Genomic DNA, 22,252 nt, shown 5'->3' with positions numbered 1-22,252 from the left:
CGCCGTGCACGGCGCGCCCCTCGCGCGTTACCGCGCGGGGAAGCGGGCCGGACGGGGCCGGGGCCGAGCGGGTCAGCTTGCCAGACAGCCCGGGCCGAACAGCACTTTCAGATCGCCGAAGAGCGCCGGGTCCGGCTGCACCCGGTGCCGGTCCAGCCGGAGCACCGTGGTTTTCCCGGCTTCTTGGAGCTTGATCCGTACTTCCGCGTTGCCCCGGTGATGGGAGAGGACCTCACCGAGTCTGCTGACCATCGGCGGAGTGACCTGCACGGTCGGGATGGTGATCGTCACGGGCGCGTCGGTGCCTGCCGGCGACAGATCCGGAACCTGCAGCTCCATGGCGACCAGCCGCGGGATGTCCTCCCGCTTGTCGAGGCGGCCCTTGACGAACACCACGGCGTCCTCGACCAACCGGGTCGCGACCAGCTGATAGGTGGCGGGGAAGAACATGCACTCGATGGAGCCCGCGAGGTCCTCGACGGTGGCGATCGCCCAGGGGTTGCCCTGTTTGGTCATCTTGCGCTGAAGTCCCGAAATGATCCCGCCGATGGTGACCACCGCGCCGTCGGCATGTTCTCCGCCGGTCAACTGGGCGATCGCCGCGTCGCTGTTGTCCGACAGAACGCGCTCCAGGCCGAACAGTGGATGACCGGAGACGTGGAGTCCGAGCATCTCCCGCTCCTGGGCGAGCAGATACGGCTTCTCCCACTCCGTGTCGGAGAACTCGACGTCGAGTCCGAAGCCGGGCTCGCCGCTTTCCTCCTCGCCGCCGCCGAAGAGGTCGAACTGCCCCTCCGCCTCCTTGCGCTTGACCGCGACCACGGCGTCGATCATCGGCTCGAACCGGGCGGTGAGGCCCTTGCGGGTGTGCCCCATCTCGTCGAAGGCGCCTGCCTTGATGAGCGATTCCGTGGCGCGCTTGGAGCAGGCGACCGCCTCGACCTTGTCGAGGTAGTCGGGGAAGGACGCGTACTTCCCCTTGGCCCGGCGCGAGCGGATGATCGAGTCGACGACGTTGGCGCCGACGTTGCGGACGGCGGTGAGACCGAAGAGGATCACGTCGTCGCCCCGGGCGGCGAAGTTCGCCTCGGATTCGTTGACGTCGGGCGGCAGCACCTTGAGGCCCATGCGACGGCACTCGTTGAGGTAGACGGCGGACTTGTCCTTGTCGTCACGCACCGAGGTGAGCAGCGCCGCCATGTACTCGGCCGGGTAGTTGGCTTTGAGATAGGCGGTCCAGTAGGTGACCAGACCGTAGGCGGACGAGTGCGCCTTGTTGAAGGCATAGCCGGCGAACGGCACCAGGACGTCCCACAGCGCCTTGATCGCCGCGTCGGAGTAGCCGTTCTTCTTGGCGCCCTCCTGGAACAGGACGAAGTTCTTCGCCAGTTCGTCGGCCTTCTTCTTGCCCATCACCCGGCGCAGGATGTCGGCCTCGCCCAGTGAGTAGCCGGCGATGATCTGTGCGGCCTTCTGCACCTGCTCCTGGTAGACGATGAGGCCGTAGGTGACTCCGAGGACCTCCTTGAGCGGCTCCGCCAACTCAGGGTGGATCGGGGTGATCTCCTGCCGGCCGTTCTTGCGCAGCGCGTAGTTGGTGTGCGAGTTCATGCCCATCGGGCCCGGCCGGTAGAGGGCCGAGACGGCGGAGATGTCCTCGAAGTTGTCGGGCTTCATCAGTCGCAGCAGCGCGCGCATCGGGCCGCCGTCGAACTGGAAGACGCCGAGCGTGTCACCGCGGCAGAGCAGCTCGTAGGTCTTGGGGTCCGTCAGCGGGACGCTCAGCAGCTCGAGATCGATGTCCTTGTTGGCCTTCACCATCTTGACGGCGTCGTCCATGATCGTGAGGTTGCGCAGGCCGAGGAAGTCCATCTTCAGCAGGCCGAGCGATTCGCAGCTCGGGTAGTCCCACTGCGTGATGGTCACGCCGTCGGTGTGCCTGACCCAGACCGGTACGTGGTCGGTGATCGTCTCGCTGGACATGATCACGCCGGCCGCGTGCACGCCCATCTGCCGGACCAGGCCCTCGACGCCCTTCGCGGTGTCGATGACCTTCCTCACGTCCGGCTCGCTCTCGTACATCCCCCGGATCTCGCCCGCCTCGCCGTAGCGCGGATGACCGGGGTCGGTGATGCCGTTGAGGTCGATGCCCTTGCCCAGGACGTCGGCGGGCATCGCCTTGGTGAGCCGGTCGCCCATGGCATAGGGGTAACCGAGGAGGCGGGCCGAGTCCTTGATCGCGTTCTTGGCCTTGATCTTGCCGTAGGTACCGATCATGGCGACCTTGTCGGCGCCGTACTTCTCGGTGACGTACCTGATCACCTCGGAGCGCCGGCGTTCGTCGAAGTCGATGTCGATGTCCGGCATCGAGACGCGCTCGGGGTTGAGGAAGCGCTCGAAGATCAGCCCGTGCTCGATCGGGTCCAGGTCGGTGATGCCCAGGGCGTACGCGACGATCGATCCGGCCGCCGAGCCGCGGCCGGGACCCACCGCGATGCCGTTGTTCTTGGCCCACATGATGAAGTCGGCGACCACCAGGAAGTACCCGGCGAAGCCCATGTCGATGATGATCCCCATTTCGTACTCGACCTGCCTCCGCCGGTCCTCGGGGATGCCGTTCGGGTAGCGGCGGGCCATCCCGCGCATGGTCTCCTCGCGGAACCAGCTGACCTCGGTGAACCCTTCGGGGACGTCGAACCTGGGCACCAGGTCGCGCTCGACGAACATGCCGTCGGTGTCGATCTGCTCGGCGACCAGCAGGGTGTTGGCGCAGCCCTGCTGCCAGGCGTCCGAGGAGTCGATGGCGTACATCTCGTCGGTGGACTTGAGGTGGTAGCCGGTGCCGTCGAAACGGAAGCGGTCCGGGTCGGTGAGGTTCTTGCCGGTCTGGATGCAGAGCAGGGCGTCGTGCGCGGCCGCCTCGTGCGCGTAGGTGTAATGCGAGTCGTTGGTGACCAGCGGAGGGATGGCAAGCTTCCTGCCGATTTCCAGGAGGCCTTCGCGGACCCGGCGCTCGATCTCGATGCCGTGGTCCATCAGCTCCAGGAAGTACCTGCCCTCGCCGAATATGTCCTTGTAGTCCGATGCTGCCTGCACCGCCTCGTCGAACTGGCCGAGTCGCAGCCTGGTCTGCACCTCGCCGGAGGGGCAGCCGGTGGAGGCGATGAGGCCCTCGGACCACTGGGCGATGGTCTCCTTGTCCATCCGCGGCCACTTCGTGAGCCAGCCCTCGGCGTACGCGTCGGAGGAGAGCCGGAAGAGGTTGTGCAGACCGGTGTTGTCGGCGGCCCAGATCGTCTTGTGCGTGTAGGCGCCGGAACCGGACACGTCGTCGCGCTTCTGGTGCGGCTGGCCCCACTGAATCCTGCGCTTGTCGCGCCGGGACTCCGGGGCGACGTACGCCTCGATGCCGATGATCGGCGTCACGCCCGCCTTCTTCGCCTGATGGAAGAAGTCGTAAGCGCCGTGGAGATTGCCGTGGTCGGAGATCGCGAGGTGCGACATGCCCATCTCGTTGCAGGCCTCGAACATGTCCTTGAGCCGCGCGGCACCGTCCAGCAGCGAGTACTGGGTGTGGACGTGCAGGTGCGTGAACGGCGGCTCGGCCACGGTGGACCTCCGGACGATCTGCGTGGCGGGACGGGTCGGCGGGACAAATGCGATCAGTCTGGAATTCTACGTCGGTGGACCGACAGCCCAAGGGGCGTACGGGCACTCAGCGCCTTTCCCGTGCGTTGAGCAGTTCGGAACACCTGTCCCATTTGTCATGTACCAGGAGGCACCCCGCGATGTCGGTCCCGCAGCCCAGCGTCGAGCAGCGTGGCGAACAGATACTCGCCGTTTTCGGTACCGCCTTCGGCGAGCTGCTGGCCGCCGATCCGGCCGCTTTCCGGGTCAAGTTCCGGAAGATGGCCGCCTCGGCTTTCGCCTTCTACCGGGGCACGGCCTGTCTCTTCTACGAGGACCTGCGGGACACCGCGGACGGCGGTCCGTATCTGGACGAGCGCACCAGCAGGGTCTGGGTGCACGGGGATCTGCATGCCGAGAACTTCGGCACCTACATGGACGCCAACGGCCGGCTGATCTTCAACGTGAACGACTTCGACGAAGCTTTCGTGGGTCCCTTCACCTGGGACGTGCAGCGCTTCGCCGCCTCCTTGGCACTGATCGGCCACGCCAAGGCGCTGAGCGACTACCAGATCACCGAGCTGGTGGGCATCTACGCGGCCGCCTACCGCGAGCGCATCCACGTACTGGCCACCGGAGCCAAGGACGACGACGTACCACCGTTCATGCTGGGCACCGCCGACGGCGCGCTGCTCGGCGCGCTGCGCTCGGCCCGGTCCCGCACCCGCTTCTCGCTGCTCGACTCGATGACCGAGATACGGGACCACGAGCGGCGCTTCAGCTCCGACGGGGGCGCCGTCGAACTGGACGCCGCCACCCGCTACAAGATCCTCGCCGCCTTCGACGGCTACCTGGAGACGCTGCCCGAGTCCAGTCTGGGGCGCCCCGACTCCTACCGCGTCAAGGACGTCGTCGGCCGCCGGGGCATCGGCATCGGCTCGGCCGGGCTGCCGTCGTACAACATCCTGCTGGAAGGGCACAGCGACGCCCTTGAGAACGATGTGATCATCTACATGAAGCAGGCGCAGACACCGGCCGTCGCCCGGCACATCACCGACCCCGTGGTCCGGCAGTACTTCCAGCACGAGGGACACCGCACGGTGATCTCGCAGCGGGCGCTGCAGGCGGCCGCCGACCCGTGGCTGGGCTGGACGGAACTGGACGGGACCGGCCAGCTGGTGGCCGAGGTCTCGCCGTACGCGGTGGACCTGGACTGGGGGGACATCGACGACCCGGAGGACATCGCCGCGGTCGTGGCCGATCTCGGAAGGGCCACCGCGACCATGCACGCGGCGGCGGACGACGAGAGCGGGCACTCGCTGGTGCCGTTCTCCACCGAGCGGGCCATCGACGCTGCGATCGCGGCCGACGAGGCGGGATTCGCCAAACTGCTGGTCGATTTCGCGCACACCTACGGCGCGCGGGCCCGGGCCGACCATCAGATCTTCGTCGACTTGTTCCGCAATGGACGGATCCCCGGCCTGTGATCTCACCGGATCTCATGGGTCTTTAAGAGGCGTTTACCAAGACCCGTGGCACACTCGGGCGCGATGGACATATCCGGGACGCAGCTCAGAGCGGTTCGCGCGGCGCTTTTCACAGCGCTCGTCGTGACCCTCTCCGCTGCGTCCCATGTGCTGCTCTCCCAGGCCCCCCTGCCGCTGACCACGGTGGCCCTGCTGTCGGCCGGCGTCTTCGGTGTCGCCTTCGCGCTGGCCGGCCGGGAGCGCGGTTTCGGGGCGATAGCGACCGTACTGATTCCGCTGGAGCTCGCCGCCGACACGGTCTTCACGGCCGGCCAGCAGGTCTGTTACGGCCCGTCGGGCGGCCCGATCACCGGGGCGCTGCGCTCGGTCGGGGTGAACGTGCTCTGCGGCGGCGGCCACGACGTCGGTACCCCGCTGGCCTCCGTCGCCGGCCCCAGCAGGGCCGCGGCGACCGCCCTGTTCGACACCCCCGACCCGGCCCTGCCGTGGCTGCTGCTCGGCGCCCATATGACGGTCGGGCTGCTGGCCGCCTGCTGGCTGCGCAACGGCGAACGCGCACTGGCCGCGCTGCTGCGCTCGGTGGGTGCCTTCGCCTTCCGGCCGCTGCTGGTCGCCGTCGCGGTGGTCACCGCCCAGCCCGGCGCCGTACGCTGCGCGGCCCTTCCCGCACCCCGGCCGCGCACCTCGCGTGACCGGCTCCTGGTGCACTCCGTGGGACTGCGCGGACCGCCCCGCCCGGCTCTCTCCCTCGCCTGAGCAGGACAGTCCCGTACACCACACGTCTCCAACGGAGCGCATCACCATGAGTACACGCAACAGCCAGGCCAACAAGGCTGCCGCCCGCGAGCGGCTGCGCGCCGAGCGCGAGCGCCAGGCGAAGAAGGACAAGGTCCGCCGGCAGTTCATCGTCGCCGGATCGGTCGTCGTCGTGCTGGCGATAGCCGCCGGCGCCGGGTACGGCATCATGCAGGCGAACAAGCCGGGTCACTGGGACGCGGCGAAGGACGCCAAGGTCGTCGCCCCGAGGAACACCTCGGGCAGCGACGGAACCACGGTCACCATCGGCAAGGCGTCCGCCAAGAAGACCCTGCAGACGTACGAGGACCCGCGCTGCCCGATCTGCGCCAGCTTCGAGCAGGCGGTCGGGCCGACGGTCAAGAAGGACCTCGACGCCGGCAAATTCAAGATCCAGTACATCGGCGCCACGTTCATCGACGGCGACCAATTCTCGAAGGGCACCGTCGGCAGCCGCGGCGAGGGCTCCAAGAACGCGCTGAGCGCGCTGGGCGCCGCGCTGAACGTGAGCCCCGATGCCTTCATGGCCTACAAGACCGCGCTGTACTCCGCGAAGTGGCACCCGGACGAGACCACCGACAAGTTCAAGGACGACGCGTACCTCATCAAGGTCGCGCAGACCGTGCCGGCGCTGAAGGACAACGCGGCCTTCCAGAAGGCCGTGAAGAACGGCACCTACGACGCGTGGGCGGTGAAGATGTCCACGAAGTTCGACAAGAGCGGGGTGACCGGCACGCCGACCCTCAAGTTGGACGGCAAGAAGCTCACCCAGGCGGGCAGCGACAACGCTCCCCTGACGGTCACGGACTTCAACACCGCACTCGACGAGGCGCTCAAGGGCTGAGGGTCCGCAACCGAAAGGCTTCCGGGAACCTAAAGGCTGTCGAGGAAGCCGAGCGCGGTCTGCCAGGTCCGCTCGGCGGCCTCGGCGTCGTAGTCGGCCAGCTCGGGGTCGGTGTAGAGGTGGCCCGCGCCCGGATAGCGGTGCACTTCCACATCGGCCCCGATCCGCTGCATCCGCAGGTACCAGGCGGTCAGCCAGTCGTGCGACTCGAACGGATCGGGGTCGGCGACATGCAGCTGTACGGGCAGCTCGTCCACCGACGCCTCGTCGGCGATGTCCGAGGTGCCGTGCAGGAGCAGCAGCCCGCGGGCCTTCTCGTCGGCCAGGGCCACATTCTGCGCGAGTGAACCACCGAGCGAGAATCCCGCGTACACCAGCCCCTGGTCCGAGTGCGGGGCCGAGGCGGTGACGGCGCGCTTGAGCAGTTCCTCGGAACCGAGCTCCTCCTTAAACGCCATTCCCTCCTCGATGGTGGCGAAGGTCTTGCCGTCGAAAAGATCGGGCACACGCACCTGGTGGCCGGCTGCGCGGAGCCTCTCGGCTGCCGCGCCGACCGCGGGTCGCAATCCGTACGTCGAATGGAAAAGGATGATGTTCACGTGGCCATGCTGCCAGATACGTTCGGGGGCACGGAGAACGTACTGCGCCCCTTGATCGTTCTCGGTGGCTCGGTAGGGTTCACCCTGCTGGTGGGGTGGCTGGTCGACCGGATGCTCAGGCGGGCCGACGCGCGCCACCGTGAGACCCCGCTGTGGGGGATGCTGCGCCGCTGCGGGTTCCCGTTGCAGGTCATGCTCTGCGTGGCGCTGCTCCGCGGCTCGTACGATCAGCTGAGAATAGGGTGGCTGCAGGACCACCGGGTGGGGATCGGACGGCTGCTGACGCTGATCCTGATCGGTTCCGCCGCGTGGCTTTTGGTGCATATCGCCGCCGCCATCGTCAATTCGTCGTATGCCCGCTATGCCGCCTCCACCCGCGATCCGGCCCGGGTGCGCCGGGTGCGTACCCAGGTCACGCTCATCCAGCGGGTGGTGAGCGCGATCGTCGGCACGGTGGCTGTGGGCGCCATGCTGCTGACGTTCCCCGCGATGCGGACCGCGGGCACCTCGCTGCTCGCCTCCGCCGGGCTTCTCGGCATCGTCGCCGGTGTCGCCGCCCAGTCGACCCTCGGCAACCTGTTCGCCGGGCTGCAGATCGCCTTCGGCGACATGGTGCGGATCGGGGACACCGTGGTGGTGGACGGGGAGTGGGGCACGGTCGAGGAGATCACTCTGACCTTCCTCGCCGTCCGGACCTGGGACGAGCGCCGGATCACCATGCCGGTCTCCTACTTCACCAGCAAGCCCTTCGAGAACTGGTCGCGCGGTGGCGCGGAGATGACCGGGACCGTCTACCTCCAGCTGGACCACTCGGCGCCGGTTCCGCAGATGCGCGACAAGCTCCGCGACATTCTGCGTGAGTGCCCGGCCTGGGACGGCCGGAACTGGTCGCTGGCGGTCACAGACAGCACACCGAGCACCGTGGAGGTCCGTGCCGTGGTCACCGCGAAGAACGCGGACGACATCTGGACGGTGCGCTGCGCGGTGCGGGAGCAGTTGATCGCCTGGCTGTGCGACCGGCACCCCTACGCGCTGCCGCGGATCTCCACCGGACCCGCCGCCGAGCGGGTCGACCCCGGTCCGGACCTGTCCAAGCACAACGGCTCCATACGCACCGGCCGGGGCTGACGACAGCTTCCGATCGCCGCAAGGGGCGCAGTGCAGCCCTGATCAGCGCAGGCTGCGCACGTCCAGGTGGCGCAGCACCCGGTCGACGATCTCAGGATCGGAACCGGGCTCGTTCCGCGCGGAGAGCACCTCGTGGCGGGCGGCGGACATCATCTCGCGCTGGATCCGCTGTACGGACTTGAGCCGCTCGGCGCGCTTCAGGTACGCCTGGTGCCGTTCCTCGTCGACCATGTCGGGACTGATCCTGACGCCGATCTCGAACGCGCTGCGGGACATCCGTTCCAGGATGTCCTCGGGCAGTTCCTCGACCTCCTGGATGTCCTTGAGCCGGCGTCTGGCCGCCTTGGACGCCCGGATCGCCAGGCGCCGCTCGAGTTCGCGTTCGGCATCAGTGTCGGAGCGGACTCCGAGCCGCTTCACCAGCCAGGGCAGCGTGAGTCCCTGGAAGACCAGAGTGACCATAATCACGGCGAACGCGATGAAGATCATCTCACTGCGACCGGGAAACGGATCTCCGTTGTCCTTGGTCGTCGGAATGGCCAGTGCCAGTGCCACGGACGCCACCCCGCGCATTCCGGACCACCACATCACGACGGTCTCGCGCCAGCTGGTGGGGATGTCCTCCTGAAGGTTCAGCCGGTGCAGTCGCTTCGCCAGCCAGGTGGCGGGCAGCAGATAGAGCAGGCGTACACCGACGACCACCGCCACGATCACCCCGCCCCAGCCGATCATCCGGCCGAGATGGGCGGTGGCCGATCCGAAGATCACATGCAGTTCGAGGCCGATGAGTCCGAAGGCCACCCCGGTGACCAGGGTGTCGACAATGCTCCAGAACGCGTTGCCCTCGAGCCGGCCCCGCACGTCGTCGGCGTCGGCGGTGTGTTCGGCCAGGGACAGCGCCGTAACCAGGACGGCGAGCACACCCGAACCCAGCAGCTCCTCGGCGAGCACATAGGCGACGAACGGCACCATCAGCGTCAGCCCGATCTGCAGGGTGGTGTCGTCGAGCAGTCCCAGCAGTTTGTTGGTGAGCCAGCCGAGCACCAGACCGACCCCGACCGCCACCACCCCGGACAGCACCAGTTGGCCGGCCGCGACCGGCCAGGAGAACGTCCCGGTGACGGCTGCCGCGATCGCCACGTGGTAAAGCACAATGGCGGTCACGTCGTTGAACAGCCCTTCGCCCTCCAGAATGGAGACCAGACGCCTGGGCAGGCCGATGGAGCCCGCGACGGCGGTGGCCGCCACCGGGTCGGGCGGGGCCACCAGCGCGCCGAGCGCGACGGCCGCGGCGATCGGCAGCCCCGGCACGATCGCGCTCGCCACGGTGGCCACCGCCGCGGTCGTCACGAAGACCAGCGCCACGGCGAGCAGCAGGATCGGCCGGAAGTTCGCGGTGAACTGCCGCCAGGAGGTGCGCTGCACCGCGGCGTACAGCAGCGGCGGCAGCACCAGCGGAAGGATGAAATCCGAGGGGACCTGCACGTTCGGCACGAAGGGCAGCAGCGCCAGACCGATCCCGGCAATCGTCATCAGAACCGGCGCGGGCAGCCCGAGCCGCTCCCCGATCGGCACCGAGATCACCGCGCCGATCAACAGCGCGAGCAGCAGCGCCAGTTGGTCCACGGGACACCCTCCGAGCCGATCGAACACCTGGTGATCAGGGCCCAAGGGTGCCATGGCAGCGGCCGCGAATCGTTCAACGGGGCCCCCGGGCCGTGGTGCCGTCTCAGATGGTGCGGCGCATCGCCCGGTGCGGAATTCCGGCGTCCGGGAACTCGGGTCCGTACGCCTCGTACCCCAGACGTTCGTAGAAACCCAGTGCGTGGGTCTGCGCGTGCAGGTCCACCATGGTCAGCCCGCGTGTCCGCGCGGCGTCCTCGATCGCCCGGACCAGCGCGGCGCCGACGCCCCGGCCGCGGCCCGCGGCGGTGACGGCCAGTCTGCCGAGCGAGCCGACGGTTCCGGCACCGGGGTCCGCCGATACGTGCGTGGCGGGGGCCGGCAGGAGCAGCCGACCAGTGCCCATCGGTCCTTCCGGACCTTCGGCCAGCACGTGGACCGCGTCCGCGTCATGGGCGTCGTACTCGATGTCGGCGGGCACTCCCTGCTCGTCGACGAAGACCGCCTTGCGTACCGCGAAGCAGGCGGCGAGGCCGGCCGGGTCGGAAACGACCCGCACCTGCCGATCCGTGACCGGCATCACTCGCTTTCCGCTCTGATCGCGTCCAGCGCGTGCTGCAGATCGTCCGGGTACGCGCTCTCGAACTCCACCCAGCGGCCGTCCGACGGGTGCTCGAAGCTCAGCCGCATCGCGTGCAGCCACTGCCGTGTCAGCCCCAGCCGCTTGGCCATGGTGGGGTCGGCGCCGTAGGTGAGGTCGCCGACACAGGGGTGCCGGTGGGCGGACATGTGCACCCGGATCTGGTGGGTGCGCCCGGTCTCCAGCTTGATGTCGAGCAGCGAGGCCGCCCGGAACGCCTCGATCAGGTCGTAGTGGGTCACGGACGGCTTGCCGTCGGCCGTCACGGCCCACTTGTAGTCGTGTTGGGGGTGGCGCCCGATGGGGGCGTCGATCGTGCCGCTCATCGGGTCCGGGTGGCCCTGCACCAGGGCGTGATAGCGCTTGTCCACCGTGCGCTCCCGGAACTGCTGCTTGAGCAGGGTGTACGCACGCTCGGACTTGGCGACGACCATCAGCCCGGAAGTACCGACGTCCAGCCGGTGCACGATTCCCTGGCGCTCCGCCGCGCCCGAGGTGGAGATCCGGTATCCGGCGGCGGCGAGACCACCGATGACGGTGGTGCCGGTCCAGCCGGGGCTGGGGTGGGCGGCGACACCGACAGGTTTCACGATCACCACGATGTCGTCGTCGTCATGGACTATCTCCATGCCCTCCACGGGCTCGGCGACGATCTGCACCGGAGCGGCCGCCTGCGGCATCACGACCTCCAGCCAGGCACCGCCGTGCACCCGCTCCGACTTGCCGACCACCGACCCGTCGACCTGCACTTTTCCCGTAGCGGCAAGCTCGGCCGCCTTCGTACGGGAAAATCCGAACATGCGGGAGATGGCGGCGTCGACGCGCTCGCCCTCCAGGCCGTCGGGAACGGGCAGGGTGCGGATATCGGGAACTGTGCTCACTCGTCGAGTATGCCTTGCCCCCGGCGCCCGCCGGTCCGCGAGAGGCCGGACGCGTGCGTTCAGTCCCGGTGCAGCGTGCCGTCGGGGTCCAGTCCCCTGAAGGAGAGCAGCACGATCAGGACCCCGCCACAGCAGATCGCGGAGTCGGCGAGATTGAAGACGGAGAAGTGCGCGACGGAGATGAAGTCGACGACCGCGCCCTGGAAGGGGCTGGGTGAACGGAAGATCCGGTCCGTGAGATTGCCCAGTGCCCCGCCGAGCAGCAACCCGAGGGCGATGGCCCAGGGCACGCTGTAGAGCTTGCGGGCCAGCCGGGCGATCACGAAGATCACCACCGCTGCGATGCAGGTGAAGATCACCGTGAAGGCCGCGCCCACCCCGAAGGCGGCGCCCGGGTTACGGATCGCCTCGAACTTCAGGGCATCACCGATCACGCTGACCGGGGCGTGGTGCTCCAGTTTGGCGACCACGATGGTCTTGCTGACCAGGTCGAGCAGGTAGGCGAAGACCGCCACGGCGAAGAGCACTGGCAGCTTGCGCCTGCCCCGGGGCCGCTCCGCGTCCGCCGTACCGTCCGTGGCGGGCAGCTCCTCACTGGACGGCTGAGTCCCGGCCTGCCGAGTCCCGGCCGGCCGCTCCTCGGGGAACCGTTCCGGCCCCGTTCCGGCGGCCTCGGGGATGTCCGGCGTACCGATGATGCGCTCCGCCTCTGCCACGTGAGTCCCTCGCCCTAGTACCTGACTGAGAACGAGGGTACGACACACCGGTGCCGGAAACCCCTCAGCACCTGCCCGGGCATCTGCTCAGTACCTGCGCTCCTGCTTCTGCTTGCACTCCACACAGAGCGTGGCGCGCGGGAAGGCCTGCATGCGGGCCTTGCCGATGGGATTGCCGCAGTTCTCGCAGAGTCCGTAGGTGCCCGCGTCCAGTCGCTCCAGGGCACGCTCGGTCTGCTCGAGCATCTCGCGGGCGTTGGCGGCCAGCGCCAGCTCGCTCTCCCTGGTGATGTTCTTGGTGCCGGTGTCGGCCTGGTCGTCGCCCGCGCCGTCCCCGGGATCCCGCATCAGCCCGGCGAGCGCCGTCTCGGCCGAGGCGATCTCGGCTTCCAGCCGGGCATCCTCGCTCTGCAACCCGGCGCGCGCCTCGGCGACCTCCTCCGGGGTCCAGGGGTCCTCGCCGGGACGTACCGGCAGCTCACCCGGTGCCACCGGCACAGCAACCCCGGCTTTGGGGGGTGCCGGCGCGGCAGCACGCTTCCTGGCCGCCGTAGTACGGCCAGCAGTCTTCTTCGCAACCACCGTCTTGGCTCCCGTCTGTTCCGCGGCCTGAGCCGCCCCCTGGGCCGCGGCTGCGGCCTTCTTCGCCGACGCGCTGTGCGCCGGCGTCTTCTTCGCTGCCGCCTTCTTCGCCACCATGGCCGCGGCCCCTTCACATTGTGTGATCTTGCGCGCAAACCGTTCTGGGACGATAAGTCGACATGTGCTCGGCGGCAACCGGGCACGCCGCCCGTTCAGCCCCCTCACCGCCGCGACAAGGAAAGCCTCCATCCGTTGTGCCCAGCTCCCCGCCCGGTAATCCGCCACCACGAAGCGGCCCGGACCCGGGCAGAATCCGAGTGGCCATTCGGACCAAGGACCGGACCGGCGCGCCCGCGCGAAAAGCGGTGGGATGCCCAGCGCACCGGCCCGTACACTGGGCCCAGCGAAAGGCATGGATGGGACGAGTAGCGTCGCAGGCGGCCATGAGCGATCCGGGGACGGTGCGAGCCCGGAGGCAGGCACGACGTGAAGATCACCCCGGAGCTGTCGGAAGAAAGCCCAGCCGAACCAGCGGGCGAGTAGAACCGGCGTCGCGACCCCAATGAGGGGGCCACGGGTGCACGCCCGAGGCCAAGGAGGGTGGTACCGCGGGAGCGACTGGGCTCTCGTCCCTCCGACGGAGAGAGAAACGTCCGTTGGAGGAGTTCGCCCATGACACGGCCGCAGTACAGCCAAGTGCCCGCCCAGGTCGACCTGCCCGCGCTCGAGCACGCCGTGCTCGATTTCTGGCGCGAGGCGCAGGTCTTCTCGAAGAGTCTCGAGCAGTCCGAGGGGCGCCCCGAGTGGGTGTTCTACGAAGGTCCGCCCACGGCGAACGGCATGCCCGGCGCACACCACATCGAGGCCCGGGTCTTCAAGGACGTCTTCCCCCGTTTCCGCACGATGCAGGGCTACCACGTGCCCCGCAAGGCCGGCTGGGACTGCCACGGGCTGCCCGTCGAGCTCGCGGTGGAAAAGGAACTGGGCTTCAGCGGCAAACCGGAGATCGAGGCGTACGGCATCGCCGCGTTCAACGAAAAGTGCCGGGAGTCGGTGACCCGGCACACCGACGCCTTCGCCGAGCTGACGACCCGCATGGGTTACTGGATCGACCTCGACAACGCGTACCGCACGATGGACCCCGGCTACATGGAGAGCGTCTGGTGGTCGCTGAAGGAGATCTTCAACAAGGGCCTGCTGGTCCAGGACCACCGGGTCGCCCCCTGGTGCCCGCGCTGCGGCACCGGTCTGTCGGACCACGAGCTGGCCCAGGGCTACGAAACGGTCGTCGACCCGTCCGTCTTCGTACGCTTCCCGCTGACCAGTGGCCCGCTCGCGGGCGAGGCCGCGCTGCTGGTCTGGACGACCACCCCCTGGACCCTGGTCTCCAACACGGCGGTCGCCGCGCACCCCGACGTCACGTACGTGGTCGCGACCGACGGCCAGGAGAAGCTGGTCGTCGCCCAGCCGCTGGTCGAGAAGGCGCTGGGCGAGGGCTGGGAGCTCACGGGGCAGAGCTTCACCGGGGCGGAGATGGAGCGCTGGGCTTATCAGCGGCCGTTCACGCTGATCCCCTTTCCGAGCGTCAGCGAGGGAAACAACGAGCACAGCCCGGCCGAGGCGCACTACATCGTCAACGCCGACTACGTCACGACCGAGGACGGCACCGGTCTCGTCCACCAGTCCCCCGCCTTCGGTGAGGACGACCTCAAGGTGTGCCGCGCCTACGGGCTGCCCGTCGTCAATCCGGTACGGCCCGACGGCACGTTCGAGGAGGACGTGCCGCTGGTCGGCGGTCTCTTCTTCAAGAAGGCCGACGAAACCCTGGTCGCCGACCTCCAGGCGCGCGGCCTGCTCTTCCGCCACGTCCCCTACGAGCACAGCTACCCGCACTGCTGGCGCTGTCACACCGCGCTGCTCTACTACGCGCAGCCTTCCTGGTACATCAGGACCACCGCGGTCAAGGACGCGATGCTGCGGGAGAACGAGAAGACCAACTGGTTCCCGGACTCCGTCAAGCAGGGCCGGTTCGGCGACTGGCTGCACAACAACGTCGACTGGGCGCTCTCCCGCAACCGCTACTGGGGCACCCCCCTGCCGATCTGGCGCTGCGAACAGGACCACCTCACCGTGGTCGGGTCACGCGCCGAGCTGTCCGACCTCACCGGCACCGACCTGTCGGGGCTCGACCCGCACCGCCCGTACATCGACGAGGTCACCTTCGGCTGCCCGCAGTGCGCGCAGACCGCGACCCGGGTCCCCGAGGTCATCGACGCCTGGTACGACTCGGGCTCGATGCCTTTCGCCCAGTACGGCTACCCGTATCAGAACAAGGAGCTCTTCGAGCGGCGCTACCCGGCGCAGTTCATCTCGGAGGCGATCGACCAGACGCGTGGATGGTTCTACACCCTGATGGCGATCGGCACCCTGGTGTTCGACAAGTCGAGTTACGAGAACGTCGTCTGCCTCGGTCACATCCTCGCCGAGGACGGCCGGAAGATGTCCAAGCACCTGGGCAACACCCTCCAGCCGATCCCGCTCATGGACCAGCACGGCGCGGACGCGGTGCGCTGGTTCATGGCAGCCGGGGGTTCCCCGTGGGCGGCCCGCCGGGTCGGTCACGGCACGATCCAGGAGGTGGTCCGCAAGACCCTCCTGACCTACTGGAACACGGTGGCCTTCCAGGCCCTCTACGCCCGCACCTCCGGCTGGGCCCCGTCCACCGCCGACCCGGCGCCCGCCGACCGCACGGTGCTCGACCGCTGGCTGCTGAGCGAACTCAACGCCCTGGTGGACCAGGTCACGCAGGCGCTGGACGGGTTCGACACCCAGCGGGCGGGCAAGCTGCTCTCCGCCTTCGTCGACGATCTCTCCAACTGGTACGTGCGCCGCTCCCGCCGCCGCTTCTGGCACGGTGACGCCGCGGCGCTGCGCACGCTGCACGAGGTCATCGAGACGGTGACCCGGCTGATGGCGCCGATCACCCCGTTCATCACCGAGCGGGTCTGGCAGGACATGGTGGTACCGGTCACCGAGGACGCCCCGGAGTCGGTGCACCTCTCCAGCTGGCCGAAGGCCGACCTGACCATGATCGACCCGTCGCTCTCCCAGCAGATGGCGCTGGTGCGGCGATTGGTGGAGCTGGGCCGCGCCACCCGCGCCGAGTCCGGTGTGAAGACCCGCCAGCCGCTCTCCCGAGCGCTGGTGGCGGCGGCCGGCTTCGAAGCGCTGTCCCCGGAGCTACGGGCGCAGATCGCCGAGGAGCTGAACGTCTCCTCGCTGGCCTCGCTCTCGGAGGTGGGTGGCTCACTGGTCGACACCACGGCCAAGGCCAACTTCCGGGCGCTGGGCAGGCGTTTCGGCAAGGGCGTCCAAGCGGTGGCGAAGGCGGTGGCCGAGGCCGACGCGGCGGCCCTCTCGCTGGCCCTGCGCGAGGGCACCGCCACGGTGACGGTCGACGGCGAGTCCGTCACCCTCAGCCCCGAAGAGGTCATCATCACCGAAACCCCCCGCGAGGGCTGGTCGGTGGCGTCCGACTCGGGCGCCACGGTCGCCCTGGACCTGGAGATCACCGCGGAGCTGCGCCGGGCGGGGCTGGCCCGCGACGTGATCCGCCTCATCCAGGAGGCCCGGAAGAACAGCGGCCTGGACGTCGCGGACCGTATCGCGGTCCGCTGGTCCGCCAAGGACGCGACGGTCGCGGAAGCGCTCGGCGAGCACGCGGGGTTGATCGCGGACGAGGTGCTCGCGGTGGACTACGCGGAGGGCGAGGGCGACGCCACGTACGGGGCGGCCTTCGAGGACGAGGGCTTGTCCCTCGCGTTCCGGCTCCGCCGCACGAACGCCTAACCCGCACCGGGCGGGGCCCCCGGGGGCTCCGCCCCGGACCCCGCTCCTCAATCCCCCCGGACTCCGTCCGGGGGCCCCAGGAGGGGCTTGGTTTCGCCGGATCATGAGGGAATGGGCCGGCCCCTCGCCACCGGCTACGGCAAAAGGGCCGGGCCCCGGGGAAACCCCGGGGCCCGGCCCTCAGTCTGCCGACCGCGGTGCGCGCACGGCGCCCGCCGTCAGTTGTCGTCCTCGTCGATCAGGAAGCCCCGCATCGGCGAAGGTGCCTGCTGCATCGGCTGCGGCGCCTGCGGCCGCACCGGTGCCATCGGCTGCGTCATGGCCGGCGACATCTGCTGCTGACCACCGTATGACGGGGAGCCCATGGACGGCTGGCTGCCCATCGACGGGCTGCCCCCCATCGTGTGCTGGGTGTGGCCCATCGCGCCCGCTCCGGCCTGAGCCATCGAGGGCGACGGCGGCAGCGAAGCAGTCGCCGGGGTCCGCGGCGGGGCCAGCGAGTCGTCGGCCTGGGTCTCCAGCTGGCGCAGCTGGCTCTCCAGGTAGGACTTCAGACGCGTCCGGTACTCACGCTCGAAGCCACGCAGATCCTCGACCTTGCGCTCCAGTGTCGCGCGGGCGGACTCCAGCGAGCCCATCGCGACACGGTGCTTCTCCTGTGCGTCCCGCTCCAGCGCATCGGCCTTGGCTCGGGCATCGCGCTCCAGGCCTTCGGCGCGGCTGCGTGCCTCGCCGACGATCTTGTTGGCCTCGGAACGGGCCTCCGCGATCGCCTGGTCGGCGGTCTGCTGGGCGAGCGAGAGCACCCGGGCCGCACTGTCGCCGCCAGGACCCTGCTGCTGCATCTGCGGGGGACCGCCGTGGCCACCCATCGGACCGCCCATGGGGCCCTGGCCGAGCTGGCCCTGACCTCCCATGGGGCCCTGGAGCTGACCCTGGCCGCCCATGGGGCCCTGGCCCATCGGACCCTGGCCCATCGGACCCTGACCCATGGGGCCCTGGCCGAGCTGGCCCTGGCCGCCCATCGGCGCCTGGCCCATCGGGCCGGGACCGTGCTGGCCCTGCGGGCCGGGGCCGTGCTGTCCCTGGGGCCCCGGGCCGTGCTGGCCCTGGGGACCGTGACCGCCAGGTCCTGCCGGCAACTGCGGCTGGCCGCCCGGAAGCTGGGGCGGGCCCATCTGCGGCTGCTGCTGGACCTGCGGTGGACCGGATATGGCGGCGGGTACCGGGGCGTTCGGACCGCCACGGCCGTCCTGCTGCTCCGGCTTGCGCATGCCCTGCTGCTGATTCTGCGCGGCGGCACGGGTGGCAGCTGCCAGCTTGGCGCGCAGGTCCTCGTTCTCACGGAGCAGCCGGGTCAGTTCGGCTTCGACCTCGTCGAGGAAGGCGTCAACCTCGTCCTCGTCATAGCCTTCTCGCAGCCGGACAGTCGTGAACTGCTTGTTCCGCACGTCCTCGGGGGTCAGCGGCATCTCTTCTTCACCTCTACGTAGTCGTCGGCAGTCGGCAGGACCGAATCGTTCACACCCGGCTCACAATGGTGATCAGGATGTAGACGATGATCATCAGAACGAAGAAGGACAGGTCGAGTGCCACGCCCCCGAGACGCAGCGGCGGAATGAACCGCCGCAGAAGCTTGAGCGGTGGATCGGTGACAGTGTAGGTGGCCTCCAGAACGACCACCATCGCCTTACCAGGTTGCCATGAACGGGCGAACTGGAAGACGTAGTCCATGACAAGCCGGAAGATCAACACGATGAGGAAACACATCAGCGCGATGTAGATCACCTGCAATGCGATGCCCATCCAGCGCTTCCCTCTCCCCTGATGCTTTCGTCTTCCGGCCTCCCGGCCGGGGTAGTCCCGGTGTCTCGTCTCAGCTCTGGTTGAAGAAACCGCCCTCTGCGATACGGGCCTTGTCCTCCGCCGTGACATCGACGTTAGCAGGCGACAACAGGAACACCTTCTGCGTCACCCGTTCAATGCTGCCATGCAAACCGAAGACAAGTCCTGCCGCAAAGTCGACAAGTCGCTTCGCGTCCGTGTCGTCCATCTCCGTGAGGTTCATGATCACCGGAGTGCCCTCGCGGAAGTGTTCCCCGATGGTACGGGCCTCGTTGTAGGTCCGGGGGTGCAGTGTGGTGATGCGGTAGGGCTCCCGCTCGGACACAACCTTGGGCATGATCACCGGGGCGTTCTTCTCCATACTCGGGCGTTCAGGTGTGATAGACGCCACGGGGGCGATTCGGGCGGGACGTCCGCTTTCTGCCGGTAGCGCAACTGGCTCGCGCTGGGCGGGCGGTTGCACCACTCGTACCGGTTCGTCCTGCTGTGACTGATGTGAAGGCTGGTGCCGCCGCCGGTCCCGTTCGGGTTCCGGCTCGGGTTCGAACTCGTCGTCGGGGTCGAACCCCGGGCCGTCGTATCCATCGTCCTCCACGAGGCCGAGGTAGACCGCCATCTTGCGCATCGCGCCGGCCATTCTCTGAGTCCTCCGCTCTGTGGTGGATCGCCCTTGTGCCAATGTCGCAGCGTCACCAAGTGCCCACGATCCACTGGGTCTGCCCGCCAATCGGCGGAAATGACCATATTTTCTGCTGTGGTCCGACTTGCTTCGCGACGTTACCCGAGCCGGGGGCGCACGCCGAGTACCGCAGTGCCGACGCGGACATGTGTCGCACCCGCCGCCACCGCCTCTTCGAGGTCCGCACTCATCCCTGCTGACACCATGTTCGCAGCCGGATGGGCCACGCGCAGGCCGGATGAGATTTCCATCAGCCGCTCGAATGCCGCCTGTTGCCGTCCCGCGTACGGTCCGGCCAGCGGCGCGACGGTCATCAGTCCGTCGAGCCGCAGTCCTGGTGCGCCGGCCACCCGGTCGGCCAACTCCTCGACCCCGTCCGGCCCGACGCCGCCGCGCGCACCGCGCTCACCGGACTCCGCGTCGAGCGCTACCTGGATCAGGCAGCCGAGTTCGCGGTCCGCTCCGACCGCCGCTCCGGAGAGCGCTGTGACCAGTCGCGCTCGGTCGACCGACTGCACCGTATGCGCATAACCCGCCACGGAACGGGCTTTGTTCGTCTGCAACTGACCGACGAAATGCCAGTGAAGCGAAAGGTCCGCACAGGCCGCGGCCTTGGGGGCAGCATCCTGGTCCCGGTTCTCCGCGACATGACGCACCCCGAGATCGGACAGCAGCCGTACATCGCTCGCGGGGTAGGTCTTGGTGACCACGATCAGCGTCACGTCTGCCCGCTTGCGACCGGCCGCCGCACACGCGGATGCGATCCGTTCCTCCACCCGTGCCAGGTTTGCGGCGAGTTCGTGCTTACGGTCCGTCATGTCCTATCAGTCCAGCCAGACATATCCGGCGAGCCGCCCGGTGGTGCGGTCGCGACGATACGAGAAGTGGTCGAGCGATTCCAGCGTGCAGACCGGCGACTGCTGCCGGTCGGTGACTCCGAGCGTTTCGAGCTGCGCCATCACCCCGGCGGTGACGTCCACCGCAGGGGTGTGCCAGCTGGTCTCCGACCAGGCGCCGGGAACGCGCGCCGCCACCTCGGCCCGCATCGCCGCCGGGACTTCGTAGCAGCGCCCGCAGACCGCGGGTCCGGTCCGGGCGATGATCGCAGCCGGGTCGGCACCGAGACGCGTCATGGCGGCGATGGCTGCCGGGACGACACCGGCCACCAGTCCGGGGCGGCCGGCATGGACCGCGGCCGCCACCCCCGCTACGGGGTCGGCGAGCAGCACCGGGGTGCAGTCCGCGGTGAGTACGGCCAGCGGCACGCCCCGACGGGCGGTCACGATCGCGTCCACAGCGGGGACCGGCTGCTCACCGCCGGAACCGGTCGCGTCCCAGGGACCTTCGACCACTGCCACCTCGCGCCCGTGCACCTGGTTCATCCAGACGACCTGCGCGTGATCCAGACCGAGCGACCCAGCCGCGAGCGCCCTGTTGTCCCGCACGGAAGCGGGGTCATCGCCGACCGCGCCGCCGAGGTTGAGCTCTTCGTACGGAACGGCGCTCACCCCGCCCCACCTGTCGGTGAAGGCGAAGTGCGCGCCGCTCACTGCATCGTGCTGCGTTATCACTTCAGGAAGTCCGGATCACTTCAAGAAGTCCGGGACGTCCAGCTCTTCGGCCTGAGTGTCCTGGTACGGCCGGGCCGGCGGGATCTGCGGCGGGCCGGCCGGCGTCGCCGGGGCCTCGTCCCTCCGCTCCGCATCGGCCTGGATCGGGAGCTCGTCGCGCTGGGTCACCGCACCGAGGCCGCCGAGTGAACGCTGCGGCTCGCTCGACCTCACCGGGGTCGCTTCCTCGCGCTTGGCGGTGTTGCCGCCAATGACGTTCTCCCTGCGGGTCGGCGGCTGTCCGCCGTCGAAGCCCGCCGCGATGACCGTGACCCGCACCTCGTCACCGAGGGCGTCGTCGATGACGGCGCCGAAGATGATGTTGGCTTCGGGGTGAGCAGCCTCGCTCACGAGTTGCGCGGCCTCGTTGATCTCGAAGAGACCGAGGTCCGAACCACCCGAGATGGAGAGCAGCACACCGCGGGCGCCGTCGATGGACGCCTCGAGCAGCGGTGAGGAGATCGCCATTTCGGCGGCGGCCACCGCCCGGTCGTCGCCGCGGGCGGAGCCGATGCCCATGAGCGCCGATCCGGCCTCGGACATCACGGACTTGACGTCGGCGAAGTCGAGGTTGATCAGGCCGGGCGTGGTGATCAGGTCGGTGATGCCCTGGACACCGGACAGCAGTACCTGGTCCGCGGACTTGAACGCGTCCAGCACGCTGACCTGGCGGTCCGAGATGGACAGCAGCCGGTCGTTGGGGATGACGATGAGGGTGTCGACCTCTTCGCGGAGTTCGGCGATGCCGTCCTCCGCCTGGTTGGCGCGGCGCCTGCCCTCGAAGGTGAAGGGCCGGGTCACCACGCCGATGGTGAGTGCGCCCAGTGAACGGGCGATGTTGGCGACGACGGGTGCGCCACCGGTGCCGGTGCCGCCGCCTTCTCCTGCGGTGACGAAGACCATGTCGGCCCCCTTGAGGACCTCCTCGATCTCCTCACGGTGGTCCTCTGCCGCCTTGCGACCGACTACCGGGTTGGCTCCGGCCCCGAGGCCGCGGGTCAGTTCACGGCCGACGTCGAGCTTGACGTCGGCGTCGCTCATCAACAGGGCTTGTGCGTCAGTGTTGATCGCGATGAACTCGACGCCCTTGAGGCCGACCTCGATCATTCGGTTGATGGCATTGACACCACCGCCGCCGACACCGATGACCTTGATGACTGCGAGGTAGTTCTGCGGTGCTGCCACGTCGAAGGCCTCTCGCCTCGAGTTACGTGTCGCCGCTTCGCGGTTTGTCGCGTCGCGACGACGGATGCCGATGGGACGGTCCGAACGCCGACCCGAACCCTAACGGTGAAGTTCAGGGTTACCAGTGTGTCTGCTCCTTGGACTCTCCGAACAGGACACTAA

18 protein-coding genes are annotated in these 22,252 nt (G+C 68.7%); 5 read left to right on the top strand and 13 right to left on the bottom strand.

Annotated features, from left to right (window positions below; genetic code table 11):
- Positions 1-72: 72 nt before the first annotated feature.
- Positions 73-3,609, bottom strand: a complete 3,537-nt coding sequence (dnaE, locus tag AB0M87_RS22270; RefSeq protein ID WP_365855529.1) for a DNA polymerase III subunit alpha — start codon at positions 3,607-3,609, stop codon at positions 73-75.
- Positions 3,610-3,788: 179 nt separating this feature from the next.
- On the opposite strand from dnaE, the gene AB0M87_RS22265 reads away from it, so the two are divergent.
- From AB0M87_RS22265 to AB0M87_RS22255, 3 genes are all read left to right on the top strand, one after another.
- On the top strand, positions 3,789-5,114 hold the full coding sequence (locus AB0M87_RS22265) for a DUF2252 domain-containing protein (RefSeq protein WP_365855527.1): 1,326 nt from the start codon (positions 3,789-3,791) through the stop codon (positions 5,112-5,114).
- A gap of 63 nt (positions 5,115-5,177) precedes the next feature.
- Positions 5,178-5,870 (top strand): hypothetical protein, encoded by a 693-nt coding sequence (locus AB0M87_RS22260; protein ID WP_365855525.1) that lies wholly within the window; start codon positions 5,178-5,180, stop codon positions 5,868-5,870.
- Between the two features lie 46 nt (positions 5,871-5,916).
- On the top strand, positions 5,917-6,753 hold the full coding sequence (locus tag AB0M87_RS22255; protein ID WP_365855523.1) for a thioredoxin domain-containing protein: 837 nt from the start codon (positions 5,917-5,919) through the stop codon (positions 6,751-6,753).
- Between the two features lie 29 nt (positions 6,754-6,782).
- On the opposite strand, the gene AB0M87_RS22250 is transcribed toward AB0M87_RS22255, so the two are convergent.
- Positions 6,783-7,352: a dienelactone hydrolase family protein gene (locus tag AB0M87_RS22250; protein WP_365855521.1), complete on the bottom strand. Its 570-nt coding sequence runs from the start codon at positions 7,350-7,352 to the stop codon at positions 6,783-6,785.
- Positions 7,353-7,358: 6 nt separating this feature from the next.
- On the opposite strand from AB0M87_RS22250, the gene AB0M87_RS22245 reads away from it, so the two are divergent.
- Positions 7,359-8,480: a mechanosensitive ion channel domain-containing protein gene (locus AB0M87_RS22245; protein WP_365855928.1), complete on the top strand. Its 1,122-nt coding sequence runs from the start codon at positions 7,359-7,361 to the stop codon at positions 8,478-8,480.
- A 42-nt stretch (positions 8,481-8,522) separates the two neighbouring features.
- On the opposite strand, the gene AB0M87_RS22240 is transcribed toward AB0M87_RS22245, so the two are convergent.
- The 5 genes from AB0M87_RS22240 to AB0M87_RS22220 all read right to left on the bottom strand — a co-directional run bounded on the left by AB0M87_RS22240 (position 8,523) and on the right by AB0M87_RS22220 (position 13,066).
- On the bottom strand, positions 8,523-10,106 hold the full coding sequence (locus AB0M87_RS22240; protein ID WP_365855519.1) for a Na+/H+ antiporter: 1,584 nt from the start codon (positions 10,104-10,106) through the stop codon (positions 8,523-8,525).
- Positions 10,107-10,209: 103 nt separating this feature from the next.
- Complete coding sequence (locus tag AB0M87_RS22235; protein WP_365855517.1) at positions 10,210-10,683, bottom strand: GNAT family N-acetyltransferase; 474 nt, start codon at positions 10,681-10,683, stop codon at positions 10,210-10,212.
- Positions 10,683-11,624, bottom strand: a complete 942-nt coding sequence (locus tag AB0M87_RS22230; RefSeq protein WP_365855515.1) for an RluA family pseudouridine synthase — start codon at positions 11,622-11,624, stop codon at positions 10,683-10,685. Before AB0M87_RS22230 ends, AB0M87_RS22235 begins: the two co-directional genes overlap by 1 nt.
- Positions 11,625-11,683: 59 nt before the next feature.
- A complete protein-coding gene (gene lspA, locus AB0M87_RS22225; RefSeq protein WP_365855513.1) occupies positions 11,684-12,340 on the bottom strand; it encodes a signal peptidase II in 657 nt (218 codons plus the stop codon).
- A gap of 87 nt (positions 12,341-12,427) precedes the next feature.
- Entirely contained in the window at positions 12,428-13,066 is a 639-nt protein-coding gene (locus AB0M87_RS22220) for a TraR/DksA family transcriptional regulator (RefSeq protein WP_365855926.1), read from the bottom strand.
- Between the two features lie 528 nt (positions 13,067-13,594).
- Between AB0M87_RS22220 and ileS the strand changes: the two genes are divergently transcribed.
- On the top strand, positions 13,595-16,771 hold the full coding sequence (ileS, locus tag AB0M87_RS22215; protein ID WP_365855511.1) for an isoleucine--tRNA ligase: 3,177 nt from the start codon (positions 13,595-13,597) through the stop codon (positions 16,769-16,771).
- A gap of 218 nt (positions 16,772-16,989) precedes the next feature.
- On the opposite strand, the gene AB0M87_RS22210 is transcribed toward ileS, so the two are convergent.
- The 6 genes from AB0M87_RS22210 to ftsZ form a co-directional block, all read right to left on the bottom strand.
- A complete protein-coding gene (locus AB0M87_RS22210) occupies positions 16,990-18,243 on the bottom strand; it encodes a DivIVA domain-containing protein (protein ID WP_365855509.1) in 1,254 nt (417 codons plus the stop codon).
- Positions 18,244-18,292: 49 nt separating this feature from the next.
- Positions 18,293-18,577, bottom strand: a complete 285-nt coding sequence (locus tag AB0M87_RS22205) for a YggT family protein (RefSeq protein WP_365855507.1) — start codon at positions 18,575-18,577, stop codon at positions 18,293-18,295.
- Positions 18,578-18,647: 70 nt separating this feature from the next.
- A complete protein-coding gene (sepF, locus tag AB0M87_RS22200) occupies positions 18,648-19,253 on the bottom strand; it encodes a cell division protein SepF (protein ID WP_365855505.1) in 606 nt (201 codons plus the stop codon).
- Positions 19,254-19,393: 140 nt separating this feature from the next.
- Positions 19,394-20,113, bottom strand: a complete 720-nt coding sequence (locus AB0M87_RS22195; RefSeq protein ID WP_365855503.1) for a YggS family pyridoxal phosphate-dependent enzyme — start codon at positions 20,111-20,113, stop codon at positions 19,394-19,396.
- A 6-nt stretch (positions 20,114-20,119) separates the two neighbouring features.
- Positions 20,120-20,866 (bottom strand): peptidoglycan editing factor PgeF, encoded by a 747-nt coding sequence (gene pgeF / locus AB0M87_RS22190; protein ID WP_365855501.1) that lies wholly within the window; start codon positions 20,864-20,866, stop codon positions 20,120-20,122.
- A 15-nt stretch (positions 20,867-20,881) separates the two neighbouring features.
- Complete coding sequence (gene ftsZ, locus AB0M87_RS22185; protein WP_365855499.1) at positions 20,882-22,090, bottom strand: cell division protein FtsZ; 1,209 nt, start codon at positions 22,088-22,090, stop codon at positions 20,882-20,884.
- Between the last annotated feature and the right edge of the window lie 162 nt (positions 22,091-22,252).

Source organism: Streptomyces sp. NPDC051320 (assembly GCF_040682175.1).
Taxonomy (GTDB): domain Bacteria; phylum Actinomycetota; class Actinomycetes; order Streptomycetales; family Streptomycetaceae; genus Streptomyces.
This window is presented reverse-complemented; position numbering and strand designations above follow the sequence as displayed.